We start from the raw sequence: 22,146 nt of genomic DNA on the forward strand, positions 1-22,146 counted from the left end.
GTAGGTTTTACTTGATATATCGTACTCTCAGCGACAACCTTTTAGGTTCAATACTGTATTTAATCGAAATTTTATGTAACCTAACAAACTCACGTACTAGCTAGGTGGATTTAAAATGAATTTTTTGTCAATTGAAGACGCTAGAAACCGAATCGATCAAATTGATAGAGAACTGGTTAAGATGATTGCGCAACGCAGCGAATGTGTTAAAGCTGCAGCAGTTTTCAAAATTGACCACTCAGCCGTCCGTGCTCCAGACCGCGTCCAGCAGGTAATCGACAAGGTATGTAAACAAGCCACTGAAGCAGGACTTCCCGAAGTGATTATCGAAAAGGTCTATCGGACTATGATCGATGCATTTATCGATTATGAACTCGAGCAACACGACCAACTGCGACAGGAAAAAGTCTAATATCGTGCGCCAACACTCGATTCAACTTCTCCCTATTACTGTCGCTGGTATCGAGGCGGTAAACGCCAACAGCGATTTTTCTTTTGGGCGGCATACTCACGACCAGTTCGGCATCGGTTTGATGGACAACGGCGGACAAAAATCACTGAGTGGGCGCGGGTATGTCGAGTCAATCGCTGGTGATATCATTACTGTTAACCCAGGGGAAGTTCATGATGGGACACCTCTCGGCGGTCCGCGAGCCTGGCGAATGCTTTATTTTGATACTGAGCTTATCAATCGCTGTTTTAGGGATATTACCGATGGGAGATTTGTCAGCGGCGAGTTTACTCTGCCTGTGTTGACTAATGCCTGCATAGCTGAAAATTTTAATCGATTATATCACTCCATTATTAGCGGTAATGGCGATGTAGAAAGGTTGGCTGCGGATGAGGTGATGTTAGTCATGACCTCAACATTGGCCCAAATGCCCAGACTTCAGATGAAAATACCATTAAAAGGAGTGTTGTACGCAAAGGAAAGAATGGATGATGAGCCGGGGAGTGCCATATCCCTTTCTGAGCTGGCGGCAATTGCCGGGCTGGGTCAATTTAAGTTTCTGCGCGCTTTTGCACACTATAGTGGGATGACCCCGCATGCCTATCTTTTGCAACGACGTCTGTCCTTGGTTCGAAAGCTTATTACGGGCGGAATGAGCCTTGTTGATGCAGCCATTGCCGGTGGGTTTGCGGATCAAAGCCACATGACTCGTCTGTTTGTCCGCAGTTATGGCTATACGCCGGGCCTCTATGTGCAACAAATTTCTAAAATCTAGCTGTCACTACTCTGCAATTTTATTCAAGACAGAAATACGCTCTTAATCAGATGCTGAAGCGGCTATTTTCAGCTTCCGATGAGGGTAAAATTTTGATTCCTTATAATGATTTTCTGGTGACATCTCTGCTGATCGTTATGTCGCCCGGTACTGGTGCCATCATTACGCTTTCCGCAGGTCTAAGGCAGGGAAAACGTAGCGCGATAATTGCCGCAGTGGGATGCACTCTGGGGGTGTTGCCTCATATGCTGGCGGCTATTACTGGCCTTGCCGCCTTATTACATACCAGTCCATTGCTATTTTCCCTTGTGAAATATACCGGTGTGGCTTACCTGTTATTTATGGCGTGGCAAACGCTACGGGATAAGGGACTTTTATCCGCTGACTACCCCGGATTGGCGTTATCTCATCGCGCTTTGATACAGCAAGCTGTAGTTGCCAATCTTCTTAACCCCAAGCTGTCGCTATTTTTTCTGGCTTTTCTTCCGCAGTTTATCGCCACCAAGGATGTACACCCCACACAGAGTATGTTGATTCTTTCGGCTATTTTTGCAGCCATGACTTTTGCTGTATTTTCTCTGTATGGCATTTTTGCTTCGGCCGTTAGTCATAGTGTATTAGGAAATCACAGGGTGATGACCGGCATTCGTTGGGGTGTCGCACTGGCCTTTACTGCAGTTGGGATTCGGCTGGCGATGGCAGTGCCATAATAAACATTTGCGTGGGATGACATGTGCAAAAAGTGTGCTGATAAAAGCGATTGGATGTCAGATCCTGGCACTTAGCGGTCGGGTTGTAGGACCGCTAAGTCTGCTATGAGCGAGAAGCGGACATTTGCAATTCGTGGATTATCGTTTTGACTAAACCTGTTTGGCATTATTTCAATAATTTTGACATTAGCTCAAAAAACATAGGCAGGTCACGGCTAAAAGAAAAGGACGCGTTTATGGCTTTGCGTGCGATTAAACCATCGATAAAGGCAAAAAGTATAATCGTGGTTTCTTCCAGACTAATATCCCGGCGAAACTCTCCCGCAGCAATACCTTCTACGATAATCCCTGCAATACTTTGCCGCATAATGGTATCACTGGAAATATACGTTTTTTGCAATTCGGGGTTCCGTGCAGACTCCGCCATGATTTCAACCCACAGTTGATGCGTGACTGGGTATCCTACATCGCTTATACACGAAGTAATCTGCTCGCAAAGGCGGTCGAAATAAGTGCCGTTAGATGGAGCATTATGCGCTGTTAACGCTGAATTCTGCTCTTCAAGAACGATTGCCTTGATGAGGTCATCCTTGCTTTTGAAATACGTGTACATCGCTCCCTGACTGATCCCTGCCCGGGTAGAAATTTCACGCACGCTTGTCGCATTAAAGCCTTTTTCTGCAAAGCAGGCAGCAGCAGCGGTAATCAGTTTATGGTAGGTTTCGGTTTTCTTTAACATGTTGACTATTGTGTTTAATCTGGTGTCAGGACTGTAGCGCGCTTTTATTCCTGGAGCCAGTGTTGAACTCTGTAGTCTGGCTCCAAGAATCAGATGTTACTTCATCAGCAGCAACGCACTGAGCATATTCTTGAGGTTCAGCATATCCCACGGCAGATGTTCCGCAATCGTAAGGCCGACTGGTTCAGTTTTTGAGGTTGTCTGAGCTATCAGGTTGAGTACATCTTCAATCGTCAGCTGGCCTTCTGCCACGTCACCAAAGTCGTGCACTCCTCTACCAGGCTTGGCGAAAAGAACAGAACGGAAAAGTGACGGTTCGAGAACGTCCAGATCCAGGTGTATCGCCAGATACTCAAGACTTTCCCTATCAATCCACTCCATAACTTCTTTCGCGCCGTTTTTGACTTGTTCAGGACCGATAGTCGCAATGTTATGACGAGCAAGGTAGTCAGCTTCATAAGCCAGTGGATCGTGGATACCTGCAATCATTATTTTTGAGGGATTAAGCCTGGTGGTTACGTGAGCAACTAAATCTTTATCACCCGTTCCAATGAGTGCTCCAAGAACATGGGCATGAGCGTTTGGATATTGTTTAGTAGTCTGTACGTCAGGGTGAGAGTCAATCCAGAGCACACCCAGTTTATCACCGTATTTATTGAGCAGATGTGTAAAAGGAGCCAGTGATACCAGGCAATCGCCACCAAAAACGACGATTGAATCGGGATTATGTTTCTCAATCAGAGTGGCTGCATCTTTGAGCTGCCTGATAATTTGAGGTTTAGCGGTAATGCCATCCACTTCGGCCTGTGGCTGCGTTGTGGGCTCATCGACCGGAACAGACTCAACGGGGCCATCCGATTCGGGGGAAAGATACGAGAGAAGAAGCGACCCAAGATGATAGGGGGGATTATTGCCTCCTTGCCATTGAGGAAATAAAAGTCTGAGCGTTTTACTGGTCATAATTTGCCTCTGCTTGTTTTGACAACAGACTGAATTGAATGAATCACAATTCAGATACGAATGAACGTTCATTCATTTTTGCGTAATCATCGTTCTTTCGCAAGCAACACGTTAAGTTAACTAAAAGGATAAAAGTCATTTTTGCAGGCTACCTTCAATCTACGTCCACTCCTGGTATAGGGCTGCTATTGCAGCCCTGACTACCTTAGACCTCAATCGATTCAGAGATCTCTAACGCATCATCGACTTCAATGCCCAGATAACGGACTGTGCTTTCCAGTTTTTTATGACCCAACAGCAGTTGGATCACCCTGAGATTCTTGGTCTTCTTGTATATCAGGTAAGGTTTTGTTCTTCTCATAGAATGTGTGCTGTAAAGCGAATCTTCGAGGCCAATCTTTGCTATCCACCCATGAAAAATTCGTTTGTATTGCCGGGTTGATATATGTTGGCAATTACTGACCCGAGATTGAAATAAGTAGTTTTTACTGTACAGATTGCCCAGTTTTATGAGTGCTGCAACGGCTTCTCTAGTCCCTTTGGTTAACTCAAATTGCACTGGGCTACCGGTCTTCTGTTGCAACACCGTAGCTCTGCTTGAAACAGAACTGCCATATGCAATATCTGATACTTTGAGTTTAACTAGATAACAGCCCCGTAGCTCACTGTCCAAAGCCATGTTGAACAGGGCCAGATCGCGCGTTTTACCTTCCAATTCGAGTCTGATTCGGATCCCCCAGATATGAGATATCTGAAGCGGCCTTTTTTGGCCGATGGTACGGTCTTTGTTCCACGGTGACAACCATACTCAAATCTCCTTAAGTGTGGGAGATTTGAGTATGGTTGTCACTGATGAGCGAAAAGAAGACGTTGCCACTTTTTCCCAAAAAAGCGCTAACAGAAACAGTGGCCTTTCACTATTCAGACATCAAAAATCTGGAGAATATTTCACAGGAGACATAGCGCCTTTCTTTCTTAGAACGTCCGGAATCTTTTTACTAAGGTAAATTTTTGCTATATCAGGAGGGGCGAGTCTTCCCCTGAATCCAAAGCGGGATTTTTGAGTAGATTCAAACTCATCATCTGCATCCCATGAAGGCATCTCAGGGAAATTCTCGCGGGTAGATTCGAGCCACTCATCAGCTATATAAACCCCTCTGACGATTCCCCTCACTGTAGCCAGTATAAATTCAGCCTTACGAGCACGCTCAACACGCACACGCCAGCTAAATCGTACGGCATCATAGAGGTCTACATCCTTTGAACTTCTATTCACGGAAATCATCAGGACTTTATGTTGGAACACGACTGTTTCGGGTTGGTATGTTGCGATTAATTCTTTGATGTGTGCTGCACCATATTCATTACTGCCAGCACCGCTCATGATGTTAGTTAAACCGGGGTAGGCGTCGATAAGTGCAGCTTCAACCTCGTACGCGGTCTTTTCATCTGCCATACCGTGCCGGTGGATTACATGGATGACCTCAAGATCAGCCAACCTTATCTCTCGAAGTTGCTTGAGTTTATTACTGAGCAATTCATCATCATCATCAACCGCAGCGACTTCACCGCGCATATGAGCAAATACTCGATTCCCTTTCCCTTTCCCCACGTAAAATGTACTTCCATCCCTTGGATCAATTAATCGATATACATACCAGCCAAGATGTTCCATCACTCCCGGAGGAAACTCTTTGATATCCATGCCATAACTCCTAGTACTTGATTCATGAGGCATGAGCTAAACATAGCAATGCCGATTAACAACTAATAGTACCAATTAATCTCCCCTATGATTGATATACCGAAGAAAAAACAACGTCCGCTGCTGGCACCAGACGGTCAACTCGTATACTGGAGCGACAAAACGATAGTAAGCCTTTGTCTGGCGTGTATTTCCCGAAGTTCTTACTCACACGGGATCCCTTCGCCAAATTATTGTTACGGGTTTCGTATTTTTCCCATCCAGAGGCTGTCTTAACTTTCTCTTTACTAAAATAGATTATGATCATAATCTATTGTTACATTAACGCTGTTTGCACCATCTAATTGAGAGGTAAGACATGACCAACCCGGTGTATGAACCCGAAATCACTGCATTGCTGTGTATCGATCTGTATAACGATTTTCTGGCCGAGGGCGGAAAACTGTTCCCCTGGGTGAAGGACATCGCAAAAGAAAACAACATGCACGAGAACCTGCGCAAAATTGTGGCGGCTGCTCGCGAGGCTGGAATTACCGTTTACCACGTTCCGCACCATCGTTGGGAGCCGGGCGATTATGAAGACTGGAAATATCCGTCACCTTATCAGTTGGGAGCTGGGCAGCGTCAGGCATTTGCAAAAGGAACCTGGGGAGGAAGCTTCCATGATGACTTCAAGGTACATGAAGGCGACGTGGTCGCAACTGAACACTGGGGATCAAGCGGTTTCCCAAACACTGATCTTGAGCACAAACTGAAACGCTATGGTAAGGAGAAAATCATCTGCGTGGGTCTTTTAGCCAACACCTGTCTTGAGGCTACTGCACGCATTGGTATGGAACTTGGCTTCCACGTTACTCTGGTGAGAGACGCAACATCCGCCCGTTCTCACGAAGCCTTGCATGCTGCAATGGATATTGATGGTCCAACATACGCTACCGAAGTTCTCACCACCGAGGAGTTGGTAAATGCAATCAAAAAACCCGCTACCTCACAGTTACCAATAGCTTAAGTAAATGCGGGAAACCTTCTGTTTTCCCGCATTCACTGACCTGGGATCACAAGCTTTCAAGAACAGCCTTTTTCATTCGACTTGCAAATTCTGGATCACTACTCAGCTCACTTAAATAATTCGCCCCAACCATTGCCGCAAACTTCACGAGATCACTATCCTCATATCCACTCGATGTAGTTGTGTCCGCAAAAATCTCAAACAGATTATTGATGCCTGCAGTGCATTCTGCTGCGAGTGAGGGGTTATCACGTTTCATTAAGTCATTACCAAAGGCAAGCATTGGGCAACGCTTATCTGTCGGTTTTTGCGTGAAATAATATTGGGCTATCTCACGCTGTAGGTTACCACCTTGCTCTAAGGAAACGTTGCTCCAGTTGGTAGTGGAAGAGTCAAATGCGAGACTAACAGCTTCTTGCGCCAGACTTTCTTTGGATTCGAAGTGCTTATAAAATCCGCCTGCTGTCATGCCAGCAGCTTTCATGATGTCCGAAACACTGACATTAGCTATGCCATGAGCCCTGAAAAGGCCGCTGGCCTTTTCCACTATCAATGCCCGATTAGATTCGGCCTGTATTTTGGTTGAACGGCCCATCGTCACCTCAAAAATAGAGTTTAATAATAATCTATTTTATCACAATAGCCTCAAATACTCTCGTTTGAATCACGCAATGGGACTTTCTGAACGTCCGCTCCTGGCACAAAGCTGCCAGCAACCGTGCTTTTGGACTGCTATGAGCGAGGAGCAGACGTTAGATCTGTCGATAAATTGCCAAGATAGTTTTGATCAAGGTGTCGTTCCAGACGTTGTTAGCCAACAGGGTATAGGTTAGTGGCTGTTGGCTATTTAAAAACACTAATTTAGAGTTCACCGACGGACCAACAATCTTACCTGCTTACTACGATAGGAAGCATAAGTTTGAAACTGGAAACCAAAACGCTCTGCCAAATAATTTGAACGCTCATTTTCATCATCAATAATGCAGCATATTGGAGAAGAAAAATTATTGTCGGCCCAAAGTAAAATTTCGGCCAGTGCTTCAGTTGCATAACCTTTGCCACGGGCTTTTGAAATTAAAGACCATCCAGCTTCAGGATATTTCAGTTCAGGTGTGCAATCGCGATGTGCATTCTGAAAACCAAACGAACCAACATAACGATTTGTAGCTTTCTCAAATACTGCCCAGTACCCATAACCTAACGCATGCCAATGTCCGATGTAACGGAGTAAACGGGTCCAGACCATTTCAGCTGAAGGATTTTCGCCACCATTAATTTTTGCCATTTCAGGTGTGTCCCAGGATGCCTTCAGTGCAGGAAAATCATCGAGTGTAAACTGCTTCAATATCAAGCGATCTGTTTGAAGTTGAGGTGCTTGTTCAAAAGACATTATTTCTCCTACATCAATAGATGATTAGTCTAATTTATCACTATACGCTGAGCTACTGCTGACAAATCAACCGTAGGGAGCCTTCACTTCACCTACCTCAGGATAATTCTTACGTACCATTTTACTCATGCCGAAAGTCTTTTTTGAAAGGGAACAAACTTCAACCTTATAATTCCTCTCAAAATGTTCAATTTTGATTAGCATAACGTGAAGTAGGTAACGTCGGCTCCTGCACCAAGCGAGGTGCTGGGTCAGCTAAGAGCGAAGAACGGAAGTTCAACAGATTTTTTACACAGTTAGTTTTCGAGTCGATTTTAATTCTTTCACAGATGAGTGAGCCTGGCATCTACCGTAAACGGCGGAAGAGTAACTGCGACCCGCGTCATCAATTATCTGACAATGGCACTTAAAAGGCTCACCTGATGTTGAGCATTTATTCAAATGTTCGTGTTCAGCATTAACGTTAAAGTCGATCGTAATGCTAGCTTCACTTATCCAAAAATCAGGGATTTGTTGCTTTCTTAATATATGCGCGAGCATGGCTGCATAGTGGAGTACAACATAATGTCTCAGATTACAGTGGGGGACACTCTTAGGAGGAGTAAGGAAAAAAACCATAGTGCTGAGGTTGTTATTAATAGCGAATAACTTTAACTGGCCAATAGTCCTGAATCCTTTGAAATCGTTGTTACGGCTTACAAAGCTCTCATTAAGAGCATTGGCTATCCCCCTCAGCTCAGCTCGACGTGCCATTGTTTTCCTCGATTGCTTGGCAGAAATCATGATAGCAACAGTAAGCTCTACTGATACCCCGCGCCAATCTTTAATGTGCTTTTCGTGATTCTGAATAGTAACTAAGTAATCAATATGCTTAGCTTTTTACGATGTCCACTCCTGGCACAGGGCTGCTGCTGTTGCAGCCCCGACAATCTTAGACTTCAATCGACTCAGAGATCTCTAACGCATCATCGACTTCAATGCCCAAATAACGGACTGTGCTTTCCAGTTTCTTATGACCTAGCAGGAGTTGTATTACACGAAGATTCTTGGTTTTCTTGTAGATTAGGTAAGGTTTTGTTCTTCTCATGGAATGTGTGCTGTACAGCGAATCTTCAAGACCAAGCTTTATCAATGCGGCAACAGCTTCTCTTGTCCCTTTAGTTAACTCAAATTGCACTGGGCTACCAGTCTTCTGTTGCAACACCGTCGCTCTGCTTGAAACAGAACTGCCATATGCAATATCTGATACTTTGAGTTTAACTAGATAACAGCCCCGTAGCTTACTGTCCAAAGCCATGTTGAACAGGGCCAGATCGCGCATTTTACCTTCCAATTCAAGTCTAATTCAGATCCCCCAGATATGAGATATCTGAAGCGGTCTTTTTTGGCCGATGATACGGTCTTTGTTCCACGGTGACGAGTTCATACTCAAATCTCCTTAAGTGTGGGAGATTTGAGTATGGTTGTCCCTCAAGAGCGAACAGAGGACACTATTATCAACTTCAGCTATTGTGGTTTACGAAGTTGCGCTTACGGTGTTTCCCGGTTAAAGCTAGCGAGAAACATCGTTATTTTTCTTATCGCATAATGCTTATATGGGGAGTAATTTAGACTAAAGGAGGAATCAATGTCACATTCGTCATCAAGAAGAAAAGTTCTAGCCGCAGAAGGCCTTCTTGCGCATAGAGCGTCACACGCACGGAGTTGCGCTAACCATGTTGCGAATAGATTGGGCATAACCCGTAGCGAGCTATTGATGAAGATTGAGAAAGATACAGGGGCGAGTTTGGTATCGCCGCTTACAGAAGATGAGTTAGTGAAAGCGTTTTATTATATGGAAAACCTTTAGGTGCGACTGCTGTGAGCGAGGAGCGGACGTTGATAGCTCTTCACTTTCCCTAAGAATAAAATATGTAGAATGCGGGTTATGAAACTATAGTTGCCTCAGGGCCAGTTAAGTCATGAGCACATAATTAACGCAGGCTATTGACTGTCATTGGATTGTTTAATAATCTGCTTAACAGGTTATGCGCAGACCTGTCAGCCTGTAGACAAATCCGCCAAAGCGCTTTTTACCCTTTAGTTTTCAGAGCATATCCTTTTAACTTTGCTCTGTGTTTACAGGCCGCAGAGTATTTGTAAAAGGCATATGCAATGCTCCGACACCTCGATGTTAACGATCACCGTTATGTCCCATCACTCAATCAGCTTCGCAAACAGGCTCGCTTCCTCAGAGATCACTGCAATGTTCAATTGAACCATGCCTATGAGATGGTCGCGTATTTTTATCGGTTTTCTAGCTGGGGAGATCTGCTAAATCACACCACCAGTGATATAGCTATCGAGGATCAGCAAATCGTTGCTCACATGCGAGAAGAACTCCAGACATACAGAAACCGTCTGCCAGCATCTGACCTTCAACGATTATCCCAATTAGCAGCGCTGAAGGGCACCTTAACAGAGGCTGTGGTGAATGACCGTATAAAGACATTAAACGATCTGGATATCGTTCAGGTCTATAATTGCCTGTATAACGAAGAATACTGGGGAGAGCCAGCTCCGGTTTCCTGGTATGAAGTACTCGATGAAACAGACAGATGTTTAGTGTTGCTTGCCAAACGGACAGCTCTGGCGGGCCGTACCAAAACAGTCAATCCTCATATTAGCTTTCCATGGTTTGGATTCAGAATGTATGGATATTTACACATTGATGGAAACACACTGAACTACAACTGCAGAGAACTGGACAGCTACCTATGGCCCTCAGAAAAAAAATACACAACGGTATTCAGCAGGCCGTGGTTTGCTGCATATGTCAGTGGCTTCATCCGTAAGCAGCTTCATTCACTATGCAGTTCTGGCTTCTCAGGGAAAATGTCATTTGAGAGAATAAATAATGTCGATTTGGTTGCAGGACCAGTCAGACAACCATACTTTAATGATGAAATACCAAGCTCTTCAATAAACACCGTTGTTGAAAATTTACTCAACATGGGAGGCGTGAGGGATACCAGAAAACAAAATATAACATTCCGTTTTGGCAACGGTGAGATGTATTGATGGATCGCTCATTCTGGATTTTACTTAGTGAACTGCCATCTTCAACAACTGCGTTTATTTTACTTGCAGGTGTCATCTATACGCTGGCCAGAAAAGGTTGCTTCCCCTCGCTTTCACAACGTCAGTTCTTTTATCTGATAATGACGTTTACAATGATAACTGGCTGTAAATTCTTATTTGGATAAAACTCACCAGGCCGATCTGCGACTTATTGATTAATATAAAGGGGCTCTGGTAATGCCCGCTCCTGGCACCAAACCAACTGTCAGATCTGATTGCACATAGGATAAAAAAGTGACTGATTGAGTATGTGCCAGTACACCTAAGATACTAGGCAGCGGTATGAAGACATTTCGTGTCGCCTCCACTAAGGCTAACTCAGTAGTCTCTTCATTATGTAAAAACACCGAGCATTCACTCTAATGACCCCATCAAGACGAGATACTCATCGTATTTATGGTAACAAAAATTTTAGGGCTTTTTGCTTTGTGAAGAAAGTAAGATTAATACTTTCACCACTGTCTAGCGGCTCCCCCCTCCCCGCCTTGAGAGTCTTGACGTAAATCATTGCGTCGTATTTACTATGCTTGGTTTAGATACTTTCTGATGATTTAAGGACCTGACGTGACCGATTATGATGTATTCCCCGAGCAGCGGCAGTCCATTATCTATCAAATGCTGACTGAAACTGGCCGGGTTGTTTGCGCCGATGTAGCCCGAAAGCTTGGCGTTTCAGAGCACACTATACGCAGAGATTTACAGGAACTGGCCCGAAAGGGCGTGTGCAAAAAAGTCTACGGTGGTGCAGTCAGTCAGCTAAAACAATCCGCCAGTTTTGATACTCGCGTGTCACAAAACGTGCAAGAAAAATCAAGGCTCGCGCAGAAGTGCGCACAATTGATCAGACCTGATACTTGTCTTTTTATTGATGCCGGTTCTACCTACCTCGCCATGGTAGAATTTATCCCTGATGAGCTGGAACTGACCATTGTCACAAACTCACCACAAATAGCCGCAGCAGCCTGTGGGCGCAGTAAAGGTGAGTTGATTCTGCTTGGAGGAAAGGTCAATGCCCAAACGGGAAGTACGTTAGGTTCTGAGCCGGTAAATCAAATTCGCGGTATGGTTTTCGATCAGACATTTATTGGTGTGTGTGGGCTTGATCCTCAGGCTGGGCTGAGTGCGGTTTACTATGAAGACGCCTGCTTTAAAAAAGAAGTTCTCAGTCAAAGTAATGAAGTCATTGCTGCCGCCACAGAAGATAAAATATCTCAGGTCGCAAGATATAAAGTGGCAACCTGTGAAGATATTGATATCGCGGTGGTGATCAAGGGAGCAAAAATTCAGAATTTCTCGGGTGTCAGTATGCATATCGAATTAGCTGAGTAATCCACTGTATTGACTCGCCATAAGGTTTCAAGAAGGTATTTCCCCGACCTTCTTGAAAATAAATCCACCGATGGATTAGCGCTTGGCTATTAAAATCTATCAGGACTGGAGTGAAAGTAATCTACAGATGGTTTTTTGAACCGCACTCTCGTCATTTGTCCCAGTGATATAATTAGCGACAGCTTTTGTTTCTTCAAATGCATTTCGCATAGCAAAGCTATACTCTGCTTCGGCCAATAATTCGATATCATTATAGCCATCACCGAAAGCCATGGTTTCATGTGGACCGACTTGCAGCATCTGTTGAAGTTTCTGCACTGTAGTGCCCTTATGCACACCATAATCCGCAATATCAATCCAAGATGCTTCCGACACGACAATGTATGCCTCGCGTTCAAAAGGAACTAGGCCCAAACGCGTCTGAGGGCAGTTACCTTCCTCATCATAAACGGTAATCTTGACGAAATCGCTTCGCAGGGTATCCAGACAATCAACTTGTGTAAGGTGAGTATAAGAGCCTCTGATTTTATCTTTTAGTCGTGATGGAATATGGGTGGAGATAACAGCCCCTTCAGGAGTGCAGGCAATAATAACGTGGTGGGGATTAAGCTCTTGAAGCCGATGAATAATTCGTCGTCCAAGCTCATTGCAGATAAGCGATTGAAATACATATTCGCCTTTATGTTTGATGCGGGTTGCACTGTCGCCAACAATCCACATATCCCGACTAAATTCGCCAAATAGCTCTTCAACTCTTTCACACTGTTTTCCTGTGCATGCCGCAAACTGAACCTTCTTTTCAGCCATCAGCAATCTGACATTGGCAAATAATTCTCTATCGTAGTCGCCCTGGCTATTCAGGAAAGTACCATCAAGGTCTGTGATAATAAGTTTTATCATTCTGTCACCGTGAACATGATTAGGTTGATATTTTGCTACCGTTACCAGAGGCATGATGACCAGAAGCGCCGACAAACGGTCAGTCATGCTCGATATTGCATTATTGTGCAATGTAATGATTGCTGTGTCGATAAAAAGCGGATACATATTCAAATATTGCACAATCGAGCACAAAAAAGCATAATAAATTTTCAGTGGTCTACGTTCTAAAGGATTTCACATGAACACACCTTTACCCGATGTAAGCTTTTTACATGAACTTGCTGATATTGCAGCAACCAGAACATTGCAAAGTTATTTAAGCCCAAAACTGATTGATATCGATACCAAAGTTAAAGAAGGGTTTCGTTTTGATCCTGTGACAAATGTCGATCGCGAAACAGAGTTATTGCTGAGGGAAATTATCAGCGAACGATATCCAGATCATGCCATCATGGGTGAAGAATTTGGCCGGACAGGTGAAGCTGAGTACGAATGGGTCATCGATCCGATTGATGGTACGCGGCCTTTTCTCTGTGGTTTACCTGTCTGGGGTTGTCTGATTGGATTAATGCACAATAACAAAGCCGTGATGGGAATGATGAGTCAACCTTATACTGGCGATAAATTCTGGTCCGATGGTCAGACGTCTCGCTTTTCAGGTCGTTTGGGTGACACCCGCATGGCAACCAGAAGAGATATTCCGCTTGAACAGGCCATCCTCCACACCACATCACCCGAGTCTGTAAATCTGTACCAAGATAATAATTTTGATCAACTCAAGAAAAAGACATTGATGACACGGTATGGCGGAGAATGCTACGCCATGGCAATGTTAGCTGCGGGGAATATTGACATATGCGTCGAATATTCACTGCAACCCTACGATATTGTTGCTTTTATTCCAATTATTGAGCATGCCGGTGGCATAGTTACCACTCTCGACGGTGGTAGAGCGGAAAAAGGTGGGGCTATTGTCGCTAGCGCCAACTCAAAATTACATACAGAAGTGCTTAATATCCTAAATAGCGGGAAGTCATAAAGACAGCGACATGGGGATTATACACAAACCTCCTTCTGTCTATTTCATACCTAGCGCAACGCTAATATTTTGTTCTTAACTTTATTTTGTATCATCAACCGGAGGTTTAGGAATGAAAGTCGCTCATATTGCATTGTGGACTTCTAATCTGGAAGAACAGGCTATTTTTTGGCAAGAATTCTTTGGTGGTATCGCCAATGAAAAATATAGCAGCACGAATAACCCAGGGTTTGAATCTTACTTCATTCAACTCAATGAAGGGCCGACTATCGAGTTAATGACTAAGCCGGGCCTCGAAAAACAGCAACAAACGAATAATAGATGTGGCTGGGCACACCTAGCACTATCTGTAGGAAATCAAGAAGCAGTGGATAAACTGGCTTTGATCGCAAAAGAAAAAGGAATTTTGGTCGGAGCACCAAGATTGACGGGTGATGGCTATTATGAAGCTATCATCGAAGACCCTGATGGAAATTTGATAGAAATTGTAGCTTGATGTTTGATATTAGAAACCCACTAATTTTAACTTTTAGCGCTCATGCCATAAAAAAGACCTGAGCGCGCCGTTTGTAATGTCAAATTACTGTCCATCAGCAGCGTCAGATCAAGCCAGCAGTTAGTGTACCCGCCATAATTGGCACTTATTGTGAGCCAATATAAATAATCATTAATGTGGGAAACATCCTACATTAATCTTACCCCCTATCTTATATCCCTCATTATTTCAATTCTGTATTTTGTTATAACTTCACCTTTAAAAAACAAAATGATAATTAATTACACTACCGAGGATTATTTAATATTCGCTTAATCAAAAACTCCCGTTAAATTATTGCAACATTACACTCACACATTAAAAACAATAATTATTCAACAAAAAAACCGAGAAGCTAACTTCTTCATAACTTTCTGACAGGAAGTTTTTTTAATCTGAAAGGCTAGTGCCTTAATAATTAAAAAATAAATTTTATCTATTAATAAAATTTAATAATGCTGAATAAATCACTTTACTGCGTCATTGTTCTATAGAAATCAGCAAGGACAGTTAATATGAATTTCCGACACCATGATTTTGTTTTATCGAATAAAAAACCTAAAAGAAATACTTTATCTTTACTCGTTTCACTCGCTATTTTAACCAGCATCAGCAATGTACATGCCGCGACGAATGAATGGCTTGGTGCCATCTCTTCTGATTGGAGTGATGAAAATAACTGGAGCCTCGCCATTTTACCTGACAGTAATACTAATGTTCTGGTTAATAACGGCAATCTCTTATTAGATACAAACGGCCAAAGTTGGAGTTTGGCAATGGGGATATCTTCGGGGAGTGACGCCTCAGTTATGGTTAATAATGGGAATGAATGGACTCTAGGCATCCCAGCATCCGGTTCCGGTGCCAATGGATTCAAGCAATATATTGGGGATAAGGGAAAGGCTACGCTGACCATTGAAGACGGCGGTAAAGTCTATTATGCCGCGAACTCTCCGACTATTTTAGGGAATGGGGTCGGTTCTCAAGGTGAAGTGATTGTCAGTGGTGCAGGCTCGGTTTGGAGCAGTGTTTATGGTGATGATTCTCACGCCAGTAATCAGACCAATGTGCAAATCGGTAACTACGGAACCGGTAAGCTTTCAGTACTCGACGGTGCGAGTGTCATCACCCCTAGGGGGATGTCTCTGGCTCAACAAGAGGGTTCTTCCGGCTCTGTCTCAGTCAGCGGCCCAGGTTCAAGCATGCTATTGGGCAACAGTTCGCTGGGTAATACCGGTTGGGCCGGAATATTTATGATGGCTGGTGAAGCCGATGTGACGGTTGAAAATGGCGGCGAGTTAACATTATATGGCGGTGTTTATTTTGGCCGTGGGAAAAATGGCGCGGCACAAAGCCTTACTGTCCGGGGCACAGATTCAATCATCACCAGCTACGGCGATATTAATAATGTCGAAAGCGGCGTCGTTCGCATTGAAGATGGCGGCAAACTATATTCATTGCACACTCCGGGGACAGGCTTTGCCGCTCAAGGGCAGGCCGTTATCGGTAGAGGCGGAGGCAGTAATACCGGTGATGCATATGCTTATGTTACGGGCAATGGATCTTTATGGCACATGGATCAAGATGCGATCGTTGGTTACTTGGCTAGCGGCCATTTAGTCATTTCTGACGGTGCTACGGTTGAGAATGATCGAGGCCGCATAGCGTTGCAAGCTGGTTATACCGGAACGGTCACGGTCACAGATACCGGTTCAGAGTGGAATAACAGCGGTGATGTCACTGTCGGCAGCCTCGGCGACGGAGCACTTACCGTCTCTAATGCTGGCGTGGTGAATGTCGGCAATAATTTGCTCATTGCTGAAAAAGTAGGTTCCACCGGCACATTGAATTTTGGCTCCGCAGAAAATCAGGCAGCTACAGCAACCGGTCGTATCAATGCTAACCAGATTAGCTTTGGTGCAGGCGCTGGTCGGGTTGTCTTTAATCACACCGATGCGGACTACCATTTTAATCAGATATTAAATGGGACAGGTACTGTCGTTGCTCATCAAGGCATCACCCAGTTTAGCAATCACCAAACTTATGGCGGTCAGACTGAGGTCCACAGTGGTGCAATATTACAGGCAGGTGCTGATAATGCCTTTAGTGTCAATTCACTCTACGACATTCGCAGTGGTGGCGTATTAGATTTGGCCGGTCACCAGCAAACCATAGGAACGACGACCAATGCTGGGCTGATTAAATTTCATACCGGAGCCATCGCCAGTGGACAGCCTCACAACCAGTTAACCATTGATGGAGACCTCAACTCCCACGATGGAGATATTATCTTTAACACGGTATTAGGTGATGATAATTCCGCCACCGATAAATTGGTGGTCAACGGCAGCACTTCAGGAACGACATGGGTGAGCGTGCTTAATGCAGGCGGCAGCGGTGCTGCAACACTTAATGGTATTGAGTTAGTTGAAGTTAACGGCAGCTCTGAGGGCGAATTTGTTAAATATGGCCGTATTGTTGCGGGGGCATTTGATTACTCGCTAACACGCGGCACGGATGCTCATGCCAGCAATTGGTATCTAACCAATACGTTAATCACGGATACAGATCCCGACACAGAAGTCATACGTGTTCCCCTGCCCGACCCATCAATAATGATTGAGCGCCCTGAAGCCAGCTCTTACAGCGCTAACCTCGCAGCAGCGAATACGATGTTTGCCACTCGGTTACACGACCGTTTGGGGGAAACGCAATATATTGACGCGCTGACAGGCGAGCAAAAAGTAACCAGCATGTGGTTGCGTAACGAAGGAGGCCACACCCGATTTCGTGATACTCAAGAGCAGTTGGGCACACAAGCGAATCGCTATGTAGTGCAGTTGGGGGGAGATATTGCTCAATGGAGTCTTGACGGTTTGGACCGCCTACATCTCGGGGTCATGGCTGGTTACGGTAATAGTAAGAATAAAACTGAATCGCGGATTTCCGGCTATACCGCGCGTGGATCTGTCGACGGCTATAGCTTAGGGATGTACGGCACTTGGTATGCCAATGAAGCCGATAAATCGGGTTTATATGTAGATAGTTGGGCGCAATATAGCTGGTTCAATAACACCGTTGATGGTCAGAATTTAAATACAGAAGAGTACAAATCCAAGGGCATAACAGCCTCAATTGAGAGTGGATATACCTTTAACGTCGGTGAAAACACTGCAAAAAATGCAAAATACTTCATTCAACCCAAAGCTCAAGTCACTTGGATGGGTGTGAAGGCAGATGACCATAAAGAGGCGAATGGCACCCGTGTTTCTGGCGTAGGTGATGGCAATATCCAGACGCGCTTAGGCGTGAAAGCCTTTATGAATGGTTTCCATGAAAGTGATAAAGGTAAAGACCGGGTATTCCAACCATTTATTGAGGCTAACTGGCTCCATAATACCAAGGACTTTGGGGCGCAAATGGATGGCATTACGGTGAAACAAGCGGGAGCCAGCAACATCGGCGAGCTGAAAACCGGCGTGGAAGGCCAAATTAATAAGCAACTCAATGTTTGGGGTAATGTGAGTCAACAAATCGGGGGGAAAGGTTACAGTGATACTGCCGTGATGCTTGGGGTCAAATATAACTTTTAACTTCTAATATCACAAAAGCAAACCCGTTCCTGACCATAAAATCCTCAGGAGCGGGTCTGTGAGAAATACCCGACACTACGAATTGATAGCTTTCTTTGCATCCAACGCACTGTGGATGGCCGCTTCTAATTCATTCGCTTCAAATTTTGCCACGTAAGCATCGGCCCCGACCTTACGCACGTGATCTTCATTTGCACTGCCAGATAACGAAGAGTGAATAATCACCGGGATATTTTTCAGGAACTCGTCACGCTTAATATTCAATGTGAGTGTGAAACCATCCATTTCTGGCATTTCCAAATCGGTTAATACAAACGCGATTTTATCTGAAATAGGCCGCCCTTCAGCACGCGCCTCATCGGCAATCTTTCTGATTTTATTCCAGGCTTCCAGACCGGTGATATGCATCACTGCCGGAATGTCCATCATCTTCAGTGCCTGTTCCAACATTGAGCGTGCCACTTTCGAATCTTCCGCCACAATAGCCACCGCGCCAGGCTTCAGATCAAAAGCTTTGCTCTTTTCGCTGTCTATTTTAACATCACGGTTGGCTGGAATAATGTCATATAAAATCTGCTCAACATCCAAAACCAGTGCCAGCCGGTTACTGGCTTTATCATTGTCGAGACGGGCAATACTGGTGATATTGCGGCTCTTAACGCCAGCATCAGCCGCCAGAACCTGGCTCCATTCCAAACGAACAATATCGTCAACCGATTCCACCGCGAATGCCTGAGTACTACGCGCATATTCAGTCACGAGCAATATGTTGAGTCCGGTTTTGGGTTCACAACCGACAATCGCCGGGAGGTCAATCACTGGAATGATTTCTCCGCGAATGTTGGCCATCCCCATCATCGGTGAGGACATCCCCGCCGCCTTGGTTAGAGTCGGCATCGGGACGATTTCTCGCAATTTAAATACGTTAATACCGTACAACTCAGATTGTTGCTCCTCTTGGGATTCCCCTAAACGGAATAGCAACAGTTCAAATCGGTTTGATGAGGTGAGGTTAGTTCTTTCCTCAATCTCTTTTTGAAAATTATCCATACTTTCCCCAGTGCAAATAATGATTGATGTGCAGTAACAAGGCGGTATCAGCCAGTCGGAAAATAAGGAATAACATTCTGCTCAACGGCAATTAATGCTTCACCCTTTCAATTGGGAACGCAAAAGCCTACAACCCACAGCTCTTTTTCGCCCCCACGTCTTTCCATTGCCTTTTTCTCGTTCTCTCGATAGAGGAACACATCTCTTTATCGGCAGCGGGCGAAAAATGCTTAATAATTCGGCTTAATATACAGAGGAAATTGATAGAAATGGAGTTAAGTGGTTAATTTATCAACAATAGCCACTGTCTCAGACGTTAATTAGCGTAAATAATTTTATCCGCGTAGACCGCTTCAATAGCCTGTTTGTGTGCGTTTTTCTTTTTATCAGTGACAATAATATCAATGTCATTTATGTCGCTTATTTTCATTAAGCCACTTTGACCAAATTTACTGGAATCACACAAAATGACTTTCTGCCTTCCCATCGCCAACATTTTCTTGGCAATGCGCCCTTCATCCAAATTTTTCACCATCACACCAAAATCACTGTCTATCCCACCGACCCCCACAAAGGAAAAATCAGTATGAATGTCATTCATTTGTTCAATGGTTTGAATACCTAAGTTCGCTTTATAAGCATGGTTATATTCACCACCCAAGACATGCACAATTGCCATATTATTTTTATTTTTTATTTGGTCAGCAATTAATGATGAATTGGTAAAAACAGTGAATTTTACTAATGGCAAGAATGAAGCAAAAATAAGTGTGGTGGTGCAGGAGTCAATATATAAAGTGTCGTTTTCTGTGATCAGTGACGCGGCATATTGACCAATCGCCATTTTTTCCTGACGATTTAAATCCATCCGCTGGGCAAAACTGCCCTCTTGTATATTCTGAACCTTTATTGCGCCACCATGGACTTTAGTCACCTCACCACTTTTCTCCAAATAGGAAAGATCTCTGCGGATTGTCTCAGACGTTACTCCCAGTTCCTCAGAAAGGCCAATAACAGATACTTCACCAAGGCTATCCAGCTTTTCCAAAATAAACTGTTTACGTTTGATCTGATTCATAAGAATAGCGACCCGACTGTGATACATTTATGCGTTATTCTACTGAATAATTTGCTGAAACAAAAGGCTATTCAATCACTCAGACCAGAGCTGATTGATGGCAAAAGCCACGCCGTGCTGGTTATTATCCAGACTGACTCTATCCGCACAGGATTTAACAAAATCACTGGCATTGCCCATTGCTACGCCGACGGCAGAAAATTGAAACATGCTAATATCGTTTTCCTGATCTCCCATGCTGACCACTGACTGCGCCGTGATGTTGAGGTGCCGGCATAGGTAATTTAGCGCACTACCTTTGCTGATTCCTTGCGCCATCATTTCATAATAATGGTGGCTAGTTTGACTGAGTGAAAAGTGCTGATGAAATTTTCGATCTATTTTATTGGCGACACCATTAATAAAATCAGTTGAACCGACAATAGAGACTTTAACAATATCATTTCGTTGAACAGTATTAACCACGTCAGATATCTCTATTTCCATATTAAAGAGTTCAGATTCATATTTTGTATATTCATTGATATGATTTGATGTGGAGATAATCTTATCGCGAGTAAAAAAGTGATGAGGGAATTTATTCTCTGCCAATAGAGAAGTCATCATTTTCAAATCATAGGCAGAAAGCGGTATAAAGTGAAGATCTTTGTTCTCAGCCTTGTCATATACCCATGCACCATTAAATGACACATAGTAGCGAATTAGATGCTCTAACTCAGTATTGTGAATAACTGCAGCCATGGCATGAACGGGCCGAGCTGAACATAGAACGACAATAGTATTCCAATTGATAACCTGCTTTATCGCGCTAATATTCTGTGCTGATATTTCATTTTCCTTATTGAGCAAGGTGCCATCAAGATCAAGGGCCAGTAATTTATACATAGTTTCACTCCAATAAAAAGGGAGAAAATATTCTCCCCCCTGCTTACTGACGGCAATTAGTGAGTAATAAACTGCGAGACAACGTCCTTGGCGGCATTGCAAACCACATTATCAATGGCCGTTCCCACCACCAAAATATTCACTCCAGTATCTTTAAATGCTTTGGCATTTTGCAGATTAATGCCTCCCTCCGCTAATGTTGGCACTGAAACCGCCCCTACCAGTGCCAGAAGCCGCTGTTTAATGGCCTCCGGAATATCGCCAGCAGTAACCCCCTCATAGCTCATACCCGTCATTAAACCAATCATATCAACACCCAGTGCTTCCATCTTTTTCGCCACTGCCGCAACATCAGCCGGTGTTTCAGCCGCGATACCGAAAGTGTGTAGATCACTTGGGTGGCCAATATAAGCGTCAACTGTCAGGCCATATTTATGAGCCAAATCGACCAATTCCTTTAAGTCCTCAAAACTGGATTTATGGGTATGCAAACCATCAGCACCTGATTGAGAAATCAATAAAATATCCTGTTCAGTAACCGGCGTGGGGATAGTTTCCGTAAAGCCCCCGGCAATTCCGACAGTAATAAAAATATCGTCGGCCACCACATTACGTACCCCCTGTACTGCTTCTGCCATTTGGTCGATGGTTATTTCATGGCGGATGCGTTCAGCGGCATGCATATTTGTTACGCCATTATGGCCACGCGCTAATGCCAATGCCGGATGATTAGGTTCCAATAATTTTACACCTGAATCGCATACTGCTTTCGCTAAGCGAGCATCATCGCCAGTTATTCCGGTGCTCAGAATAGTTTGACCGCCATGTAACTCAATTGCATTACGTACCTTATCCATGGCGACGGAACGTTTCTTACTCATATCAGCGTGGAACAT

20 protein-coding genes and 1 pseudogene are annotated in these 22,146 nt (G+C 44.2%); 9 read left to right on the forward strand and 12 right to left on the reverse strand.

Features of this window, described 5'->3' with window-relative positions; genetic code table 11:
* Positions 1-115: 115 nt before the first annotated feature.
* From ACIOG0_RS14005 to ACIOG0_RS14015, 3 genes are all read left to right on the forward strand, one after another.
* On the forward strand, positions 116-412 hold the full coding sequence (locus ACIOG0_RS14005) for a chorismate mutase (RefSeq protein WP_050098430.1): 297 nt from the start codon (positions 116-118) through the stop codon (positions 410-412).
* Positions 354-1,226 carry an AraC family transcriptional regulator gene (locus ACIOG0_RS14010; protein WP_235895323.1) on the forward strand — a complete coding sequence of 291 codons (873 nt, stop codon included), beginning with the start codon at positions 354-356 and terminating at the stop codon, positions 1,224-1,226. The genes ACIOG0_RS14005 and ACIOG0_RS14010 overlap by 59 nt, the downstream gene beginning before the upstream one ends.
* 95 nt (positions 1,227-1,321) lie before the next feature.
* Entirely contained in the window at positions 1,322-1,936 is a 615-nt protein-coding gene (locus ACIOG0_RS14015; protein WP_080985776.1) for a LysE family translocator, read from the forward strand.
* Between the two features lie 166 nt (positions 1,937-2,102).
* Here the strand turns inward: ACIOG0_RS14015 and ACIOG0_RS14020 are convergent, their stop codons facing one another.
* From ACIOG0_RS14020 to ACIOG0_RS14035, 4 genes are all read right to left on the reverse strand, one after another.
* A complete protein-coding gene (locus ACIOG0_RS14020) occupies positions 2,103-2,675 on the reverse strand; it encodes a TetR/AcrR family transcriptional regulator (RefSeq protein WP_128451068.1) in 573 nt (190 codons plus the stop codon).
* 96 nt (positions 2,676-2,771) lie between these two features.
* Positions 2,772-3,635, reverse strand: a complete 864-nt coding sequence (locus tag ACIOG0_RS14025; protein WP_145581994.1) for an arginase family protein — start codon at positions 3,633-3,635, stop codon at positions 2,772-2,774.
* 205 nt (positions 3,636-3,840) lie between these two features.
* Positions 3,841-4,437 (reverse strand): tyrosine-type recombinase/integrase, encoded by a 597-nt coding sequence (locus ACIOG0_RS14030; RefSeq protein ID WP_128451070.1) that lies wholly within the window; start codon positions 4,435-4,437, stop codon positions 3,841-3,843.
* Positions 4,438-4,563: 126 nt separating this feature from the next.
* Complete coding sequence (locus ACIOG0_RS14035) at positions 4,564-5,340, reverse strand: LEM-3-like GIY-YIG domain-containing protein (RefSeq protein WP_050098436.1); 777 nt, start codon at positions 5,338-5,340, stop codon at positions 4,564-4,566.
* 358 nt (positions 5,341-5,698) lie between these two features.
* Between ACIOG0_RS14035 and ACIOG0_RS14040 the strand changes: the two genes are divergently transcribed.
* Positions 5,699-6,349 (forward strand): isochorismatase family cysteine hydrolase, encoded by a 651-nt coding sequence (locus ACIOG0_RS14040; protein WP_050098437.1) that lies wholly within the window; start codon positions 5,699-5,701, stop codon positions 6,347-6,349.
* A 46-nt stretch (positions 6,350-6,395) separates the two neighbouring features.
* Here ACIOG0_RS14040 and ACIOG0_RS14045 read toward each other — a convergent pair whose 3' ends face one another.
* The 3 genes and pseudogenes from ACIOG0_RS14045 to ACIOG0_RS14055 all read right to left on the reverse strand — a co-directional run bounded on the left by ACIOG0_RS14045 (position 6,396) and on the right by ACIOG0_RS14055 (position 9,165).
* Positions 6,396-6,944, reverse strand: coding sequence for a TetR/AcrR family transcriptional regulator (locus tag ACIOG0_RS14045; protein WP_050098438.1), 549 nt, complete (start codon positions 6,942-6,944; stop codon positions 6,396-6,398).
* A 273-nt stretch (positions 6,945-7,217) separates the two neighbouring features.
* Positions 7,218-7,739, reverse strand: a complete 522-nt coding sequence (locus ACIOG0_RS14050) for a GNAT family N-acetyltransferase (protein ID WP_050098439.1) — start codon at positions 7,737-7,739, stop codon at positions 7,218-7,220.
* Between the two features lie 931 nt (positions 7,740-8,670).
* A pseudogene (locus ACIOG0_RS14055) lies at positions 8,671-9,165 on the reverse strand (integrase).
* Between the two features lie 728 nt (positions 9,166-9,893).
* On the opposite strand from ACIOG0_RS14055, the gene ACIOG0_RS14060 reads away from it, so the two are divergent.
* Positions 9,894-10,799, forward strand: a complete 906-nt coding sequence (locus ACIOG0_RS14060; RefSeq protein WP_050098442.1) for a hypothetical protein — start codon at positions 9,894-9,896, stop codon at positions 10,797-10,799.
* 624 nt (positions 10,800-11,423) lie between these two features.
* Positions 11,424-12,188: a DeoR/GlpR family DNA-binding transcription regulator gene (locus ACIOG0_RS14065; protein WP_050098443.1), complete on the forward strand. Its 765-nt coding sequence runs from the start codon at positions 11,424-11,426 to the stop codon at positions 12,186-12,188.
* A 99-nt stretch (positions 12,189-12,287) separates the two neighbouring features.
* Here ACIOG0_RS14065 and ACIOG0_RS14070 read toward each other — a convergent pair whose 3' ends face one another.
* Positions 12,288-13,088, reverse strand: coding sequence for an HAD-IIB family hydrolase (locus ACIOG0_RS14070; RefSeq protein WP_050295571.1), 801 nt, complete (start codon positions 13,086-13,088; stop codon positions 12,288-12,290).
* A 220-nt stretch (positions 13,089-13,308) separates the two neighbouring features.
* On the opposite strand from ACIOG0_RS14070, the gene ACIOG0_RS14075 reads away from it, so the two are divergent.
* The 3 genes from ACIOG0_RS14075 to ACIOG0_RS14085 all read left to right on the forward strand — a co-directional run bounded on the left by ACIOG0_RS14075 (position 13,309) and on the right by ACIOG0_RS14085 (position 18,237).
* Positions 13,309-14,109: an inositol monophosphatase family protein gene (locus ACIOG0_RS14075; RefSeq protein WP_128451071.1), complete on the forward strand. Its 801-nt coding sequence runs from the start codon at positions 13,309-13,311 to the stop codon at positions 14,107-14,109.
* A 112-nt stretch (positions 14,110-14,221) separates the two neighbouring features.
* A complete protein-coding gene (locus ACIOG0_RS14080) occupies positions 14,222-14,605 on the forward strand; it encodes a VOC family protein (protein ID WP_128451072.1) in 384 nt (127 codons plus the stop codon).
* A gap of 554 nt (positions 14,606-15,159) precedes the next feature.
* Positions 15,160-18,237, forward strand: a complete 3,078-nt coding sequence (locus ACIOG0_RS14085; protein ID WP_128451073.1) for an autotransporter outer membrane beta-barrel domain-containing protein — start codon at positions 15,160-15,162, stop codon at positions 18,235-18,237.
* 75 nt (positions 18,238-18,312) lie between these two features.
* Here the strand turns inward: ACIOG0_RS14085 and ACIOG0_RS14090 are convergent, their stop codons facing one another.
* The 4 genes from ACIOG0_RS14090 to ACIOG0_RS14105 all read right to left on the reverse strand — a co-directional run bounded on the left by ACIOG0_RS14090 (position 18,313) and on the right by ACIOG0_RS14105 (position 22,146).
* A complete protein-coding gene (locus tag ACIOG0_RS14090) occupies positions 18,313-19,287 on the reverse strand; it encodes a chemotaxis protein (protein ID WP_050098447.1) in 975 nt (324 codons plus the stop codon).
* Positions 19,288-19,603: 316 nt separating this feature from the next.
* Positions 19,604-20,365 (reverse strand): DeoR/GlpR family DNA-binding transcription regulator, encoded by a 762-nt coding sequence (locus tag ACIOG0_RS14095; protein WP_050098448.1) that lies wholly within the window; start codon positions 20,363-20,365, stop codon positions 19,604-19,606.
* Between the two features lie 75 nt (positions 20,366-20,440).
* Entirely contained in the window at positions 20,441-21,250 is an 810-nt protein-coding gene (locus ACIOG0_RS14100) for a Cof-type HAD-IIB family hydrolase (protein ID WP_128451074.1), read from the reverse strand.
* Between the two features lie 56 nt (positions 21,251-21,306).
* Complete coding sequence (locus ACIOG0_RS14105) at positions 21,307-22,146, reverse strand: histidine biosynthesis protein (RefSeq protein WP_050140749.1); 840 nt, start codon at positions 22,144-22,146, stop codon at positions 21,307-21,309.

The organism is Yersinia vastinensis (assembly GCF_044905075.1).
Lineage (GTDB): Bacteria > Pseudomonadota > Gammaproteobacteria > Enterobacterales > Enterobacteriaceae > Yersinia > Yersinia vastinensis.

Bases quoted from the DNA above. Each gene is read 5' to 3' on its own strand.
- ACIOG0_RS14050 (WP_050098439.1), bottom strand. From the start codon at position 7,739: ATGTCTTTTGAACAAGCACCTCAACTTCAAACAGATCGCTTGATATTG.
- ACIOG0_RS14085 (WP_128451073.1), top strand. From the start codon at position 15,160: ATGAATTTCCGACACCATGATTTTGTTTTATCGAATAAAAAACCTAAA.
- ACIOG0_RS14090 (WP_050098447.1), bottom strand. From the start codon at position 19,287: ATGGATAATTTTCAAAAAGAGATTGAGGAAAGAACTAACCTCACCTCA.
- ACIOG0_RS14020 (WP_128451068.1), bottom strand. From the start codon at position 2,675: ATGTTAAAGAAAACCGAAACCTACCATAAACTGATTACCGCTGCTGCT.
- ACIOG0_RS14080 (WP_128451072.1), top strand. From the start codon at position 14,222: ATGAAAGTCGCTCATATTGCATTGTGGACTTCTAATCTGGAAGAACAG.
- ACIOG0_RS14005 (WP_050098430.1), top strand. From the start codon at position 116: ATGAATTTTTTGTCAATTGAAGACGCTAGAAACCGAATCGATCAAATT.
- ACIOG0_RS14095 (WP_050098448.1), bottom strand. From the start codon at position 20,365: ATGAATCAGATCAAACGTAAACAGTTTATTTTGGAAAAGCTGGATAGC.
- ACIOG0_RS14075 (WP_128451071.1), top strand. From the start codon at position 13,309: ATGAACACACCTTTACCCGATGTAAGCTTTTTACATGAACTTGCTGAT.
- ACIOG0_RS14045 (WP_050098438.1), bottom strand. From the start codon at position 6,944: ATGGGCCGTTCAACCAAAATACAGGCCGAATCTAATCGGGCATTGATA.
- ACIOG0_RS14070 (WP_050295571.1), bottom strand. From the start codon at position 13,088: ATGATAAAACTTATTATCACAGACCTTGATGGTACTTTCCTGAATAGC.
- ACIOG0_RS14105 (WP_050140749.1), bottom strand. From the start codon at position 22,146: ATGTTCCACGCTGATATGAGTAAGAAACGTTCCGTCGCCATGGATAAG.
- ACIOG0_RS14010 (WP_235895323.1), top strand. From the start codon at position 354: ATGCATTTATCGATTATGAACTCGAGCAACACGACCAACTGCGACAGG.
- ACIOG0_RS14035 (WP_050098436.1), bottom strand. From the start codon at position 5,340: ATGGATATCAAAGAGTTTCCTCCGGGAGTGATGGAACATCTTGGCTGG.
- ACIOG0_RS14060 (WP_050098442.1), top strand. From the start codon at position 9,894: ATGCTCCGACACCTCGATGTTAACGATCACCGTTATGTCCCATCACTC.
- ACIOG0_RS14025 (WP_145581994.1), bottom strand. From the start codon at position 3,635: ATGACCAGTAAAACGCTCAGACTTTTATTTCCTCAATGGCAAGGAGGC.
- ACIOG0_RS14100 (WP_128451074.1), bottom strand. From the start codon at position 21,250: ATGTATAAATTACTGGCCCTTGATCTTGATGGCACCTTGCTCAATAAG.
- ACIOG0_RS14040 (WP_050098437.1), top strand. From the start codon at position 5,699: ATGACCAACCCGGTGTATGAACCCGAAATCACTGCATTGCTGTGTATC.